Annotated in this window: 6 protein-coding genes; 5 read left to right on the top strand and 1 reads right to left on the bottom strand. The window is 57.2% G+C overall.

The window, feature by feature from the left end:
- Positions 1-29: 29 nt before the first annotated feature.
- On the bottom strand, positions 30-839 hold the full coding sequence (locus BUB35_RS11345; protein WP_072851846.1) for a helix-turn-helix domain-containing protein: 810 nt from the start codon (positions 837-839) through the stop codon (positions 30-32).
- 532 nt (positions 840-1,371) lie between these two features.
- Between BUB35_RS11345 and BUB35_RS11340 the strand changes: the two genes are divergently transcribed.
- From BUB35_RS11340 to mobQ, 5 genes are all read left to right on the top strand, one after another.
- Positions 1,372-1,557 (top strand): hypothetical protein, encoded by a 186-nt coding sequence (locus BUB35_RS11340; RefSeq protein WP_072851896.1) that lies wholly within the window; start codon positions 1,372-1,374, stop codon positions 1,555-1,557.
- The gene (locus tag BUB35_RS11335) at positions 1,558-1,920 is read left to right on the top strand and encodes a winged helix-turn-helix transcriptional regulator (protein WP_072851844.1); all 363 of its coding nucleotides are present in this window, start codon (positions 1,558-1,560) and stop codon (positions 1,918-1,920) included. It abuts the gene before it with no gap.
- 116 nt (positions 1,921-2,036) lie between these two features.
- Complete coding sequence (locus tag BUB35_RS11330; RefSeq protein WP_072851842.1) at positions 2,037-2,516, top strand: SMI1/KNR4 family protein; 480 nt, start codon at positions 2,037-2,039, stop codon at positions 2,514-2,516.
- 334 nt (positions 2,517-2,850) lie between these two features.
- The gene (locus BUB35_RS11325) at positions 2,851-3,141 is read left to right on the top strand and encodes a DUF3847 domain-containing protein (protein WP_072851839.1); all 291 of its coding nucleotides are present in this window, start codon (positions 2,851-2,853) and stop codon (positions 3,139-3,141) included.
- Positions 3,142-4,430: MobQ family relaxase (gene mobQ, locus BUB35_RS11320; protein ID WP_072851837.1), on the top strand; the 1,289-nt coding region annotated here is incomplete at its 3' end. It lies immediately after the preceding gene.

Raw genomic sequence — 4,430 nt, 5'->3', positions numbered from 1 at the left:
CCAAGCAGGAAACTTCGGTTCCCTGCTTTTTATTTGCGCTTCTTCCGCTTTGAGCCGTGTGTTTTGAGCAGGGAGGATTTGTTCAGGATATGGATCAGCTGCCGGAACTCCAATTCGGTCAGCTTGCTGTAATTGATCCCCAACCGCTTGCAGTACAAGATCGCCTGCCGCTCCAAGTCGCTGCCCTTGAAGTTCATCACTTCCTCTATGTCCTGCCGCAGTTCTTCGGCCACGGTGTTGACCGGCGCTCCCTCGCTGTCCCCCTTGTGGGCGGTGCGAATGTCCTGGATGATCCGGCGTATATCTTCGCTGACAAGCTGACTGAAATACTCGTCCTCGTCCAGATGGGCGGCTTTCAGAATGCGGAGGTGGGGATCGTCCTCGCCCGGCTGGTAGCGGTCTATGATTTCCTGCCGTACCACATCCACATAGGCGTTGAGGTTTTGCACCTGCATACTGGCTACCCTGTCCACATAAATCTCGATGTCCGCCAGCAGCCGGATAAAATCCTTGTGGGCCATCATCTCACACAGCAGCCGGTTGTTGACCCGCCCGCTTTTCAGGAGGGCCACCGCTTCATCGGTCAGGTGCAGCTCCGCCAGCGGCGTGTCCAGGTATTCCCGATTGTCGGTCAGGCCCAGCAGGTAGTCCACGGACACCTGATAGAAGTCGGCCAGCTTCAATAAGCTGCCGTGATTGATTTCCTTGTAGTCGTCGTTCTCATAGCTGCCCAGGGCGGATTTTGAAATGCCGGTCTGCTCCGCCAGTTCTTCCAGCTTCAAGCCCCGCTCCACCCGTAAATCCTTCAGCCGCTCCTGTACGGAAACGCGCGTTTTCATAGGCACATCGCTCCTTCCCGCGGCTGGCCGCCGCTGTTCTTTTTGATTATACCATACCATTCCGCAATCGTGGAAATTTTCCGTTTCCGGGCGGTATTCCTACTTTGCGGACATACGGGCGAGGGCACAAAAATGGTCTATGATAAGGGTAGTTCATCGATGGATTATTCCAATCGAATGACCGGCCTGTATGGGATATGCTCCCCGGCGATGTAGCGCGGCGACCTGCGGCAAGGAGGTGGAGGAACCTTGACCGCAGCGAGCGTACCAACGGGAGCGAAACGCCGCTGAAAGAGCCAGGGGCAGGAACGACATCAGGGAGAACCGGCAAAATGAACACCCAAAATGACACCGAAACACAACAATCCGATAGGGCGTAGTCTGCCCTATCCGCAATACTATGGGGGATTTCCGGGCGGCCCTACGGCCGCTTTTCCCCCGAAAATCGCCCCGAAACACGACACTTAAATCTGCAAACCGTCTGTTGCGGCTGTTGCGGCCCAAACAGGCGGTTTTTATGAAGGGAGGCCCTATGCCGAGAATGCCGAAAAAGAGGAAGCAGGAGTTGTCCTTCTTCCTCAATGAGCGGGGGCGGGTGGCGTACAATATCCTTTGCCGGAAGTGCCGCCGCTCCTGCAAGCAGAGCTTCCGGGCGGTCGTGATCGACTGCCCTTTTTATCTTTCTAAGAGGGCCAAGCGAAAGGATGGTATGGACTGAATGGAAGTTGAATTTTTGACCGCCGACACCGCCCTGCCGCCCTGCCTGCCCCTACCGCGGGCCATGCTGGGGCTGCCGGTCAGCAGCACCGCCAAGGTCATGTACGCCCGCCTGCTGGACGCCGCTCTTGCGGCAGGGGCGGAGGACGCCAACGGGATCATATTTACCCGCTGCCCCATCGTGGAACTGGCGGGTGCGCTGGGGCGCAGCGCCATGACAGTGAAGCGGGCCTTGCGGGAATTGGAGGACGCCGGACTGCTCCTGCGGGTGCGTCAGGGCTTCGGGGAGCCGAATAAGATTTATGTCCTCATTCCACGGGACGCACAAAAACAGGATTGCAGGCAGGCCGCAGGGCCGGTATAATGGAAAAAAGTGACCTGCCCCGTCCAGCCCGCCGGGAGGCGGCGAGGGGGGTTGCGAGGGAACATTGTAAGCAATCTAAATAAATAGTCTTGAATAATTTGTAAGAAGGTGTGCAAGTGAGCATTATTGAAAATATTAGTAAACAATTAGTGTTTAATAATAGCGAGGTTTGTCCCGGCGGAGAAGAAACAATCAAAAAAATTTTTGAAAGGACACCGATACAGTTGCCTGCTGATTATTATGAATTTTTAAGTTGTATTTCTGGTACCGGGAATATTGGTAGCATAGAATTTGAAATCGAAAGCGACGATGAAGATATTGGGAACATACCTATATGTCTTTGGTCAGCAAACAGGGCATTAAGTATGCAAAATGAGTTTGCACATTCTATGAAAGAAAACTTCATCAGTAAGGTTTGGTTTATTGGTGATGATTTAGGTGATATGGTTTATTTTTATGGGTATGGCAACGATGGATTTGGCGTATATTTTGTGGATGCAGGCAGCTTAGGTTTTGAATATGCGTATAAAATAGCAGACACACTCACAGATTTTCTCGTCAATGGAGCAGGCATTGATGTTATAGAATCGTTATAAGGGCGTATCAAAAACCCCTTTAGGAACTAAAGGGCGCACTTCTATACATAGCCTGACGGCCATGTATTCGTGCGCTCTGCGAGGCGGAACGGCGGATTGCCAGACGGAGCAACCCGCCGTTCTTGCGTCGCTGCGCTCCGTCCAAGGGGCTGCGCCCCTTGCGCGGCTTACGCCGCTTACCCCGCCCGCCCCCGGAAGGGAGACACCCGCTGGCGCGTCTGTCCCCCTTCCGAGGGCCTGATAACCGAACACCGACACCCTGACCGCTCACCGGGAACACCCCGGAGGACGGTCATTTTTTTCGCCCATTTTTCAGTCAAAGGAGGTCAACGACATGAGCAAAAAATTAGACGAGCTTCGGCGGGAGTACGCCGAGAACGAGGCCAAGCTGCAACAGTACCGGCACCGGGTACAGCGGTTGGAGCAGCGGAAGAAATACTATGAGAAGGGGGAGCGCCAGAAACGCGCCCACCGCCTGATTACCAGAGGGGCCGCCGTGGAGAGCGTGGCCCCGGAGGTCAAGCCCCTGTCCGAGCAGGGCTTCTATTCCCTTGCCGAGCAGATTTTCTCCATGCCGGAGGTGCGGGCCGCTGTCCATGCCGCCGCCCAGCGGGAGGGCCGGTAAATGGCCCTGTTTCATTTGTCGGTCACACAGGTGCAGCGCAGCGCCGGACAGTCTGCCGTCGCGTCCGCCGCCTACCGCGCCGGGGAGCGTCTTTACAGTGAACGCTACGGCGAGTACAGCGACTACACCCGCAAGGGCGGCGTGATCTGCTCCGATATTCTCCTGCCCCCACAGGCCCCGCCGGAATACCAAGACCGCCAGACCTTATGGAACGCCGTGGAGGAAGTGGAGCGCCACAAGGACGCCCAGCTTGCGTACAGCTTTGATATTGCCTTGCAGAACGAGTTTTCACTGGAAGAAAACATCGCCCTTGCAAGGCAGTTTTTGTCAGAGCAGTTTGTCAGCCGGGGCATGGTGGTGGACTTTGCCGTACACCGGCCCGACAAGGAGGACGGGGGAATCCCCAACCCCCACTTCCATGTCCTCTGCCCCATCCGGCCCATTCTGGAAAGCGGCAAATGGGGCTTCAAGCAGCGGCGCGTCTACCGGCTGGACGAGGACGGCAACCGCTTTTTGGACGAGAAGGGCAAGCCCCTCTTTGACGCGGTGCCCACCACCGACTGGGGCAGCCCGGAAACGCTGGAACACTGGCGGGAGACATGGGCCAAGATGTGCAACGCCAAGTTTGAGGAAAAGGGCCTGCCCTGCCGGATCGACCACCGCTCCTATCTGCGGCAGGGATTAGACCTGCTCCCCACCGTCCATGAGGGGCCAGCGGTGCGGCAGATGGAGGCGCGGGGGATCGCCACCGACAAGGGCGACCTCAACCGCTGGATCAAGGCCACCAACGCCCTCTTGAAAGAGCTGCGGCAGAAGGTCAAGGCCCTGTTCGGCTGGCTGAACGAGGTGCGGGAGGAACTGTCCAAGCCCCAGGCCCCCACCCTTGCCGCCCTGTTATCCGCCTACTACGGGGCGCGGAACGCGGGCGCGTGGAGCAGCAAGGGCAAGGTGGGCAATCTCCAAAAGTTTGCCGACACCGTGAACTACCTGACCGGGCAGAAGCTCTATACCGTGGACGATTTGGAGGCCCGCGTCACTTCCCACAATGAGCGGATCGAGGAACTAAAGGCCAGCATGAACACCAAGCAGGCCCGCATGAAGGAGCTGGACGGCCTGCTGGAACAGGCGGAACGATACCGGGAGCTGAAACCCATCCACACCCAGCTCAACGCCATCCACCGCAAGGGCCAGCGGGAGAAATTCAAGGCCGCCCACGAGGGGGAGCTGCGGCAGTTTTATATGGCCCGCCGCAAGCTGGAACCCCACTTCACGCCGGAGGGCAAGCTGCC

It is taken from the genome of Anaerotignum lactatifermentans DSM 14214, assembly GCF_900142265.1.
Classification (GTDB): domain Bacteria; phylum Bacillota; class Clostridia; order Lachnospirales; family Anaerotignaceae; genus Anaerotignum; species Anaerotignum lactatifermentans.
The sequence above is the reverse complement of the archived record's forward strand: the minus strand, read 5'-3'. Positions and strand labels throughout refer to the sequence as shown.

Excerpts from the sequence above, each read along its gene's own strand:
- BUB35_RS11340 (WP_072851896.1), top strand. The coding sequence starts at position 1,372 with ATGCCGAGAATGCCGAAAAAGAGGAAGCAGGAGTTGTCCTTCTTCCTC.
- BUB35_RS11335 (WP_072851844.1), top strand. The coding sequence starts at position 1,558 with ATGGAAGTTGAATTTTTGACCGCCGACACCGCCCTGCCGCCCTGCCTG.
- BUB35_RS11325 (WP_072851839.1), top strand. The coding sequence starts at position 2,851 with ATGAGCAAAAAATTAGACGAGCTTCGGCGGGAGTACGCCGAGAACGAG.
- BUB35_RS11345 (WP_072851846.1), bottom strand. The coding sequence starts at position 839 with ATGAAAACGCGCGTTTCCGTACAGGAGCGGCTGAAGGATTTACGGGTG.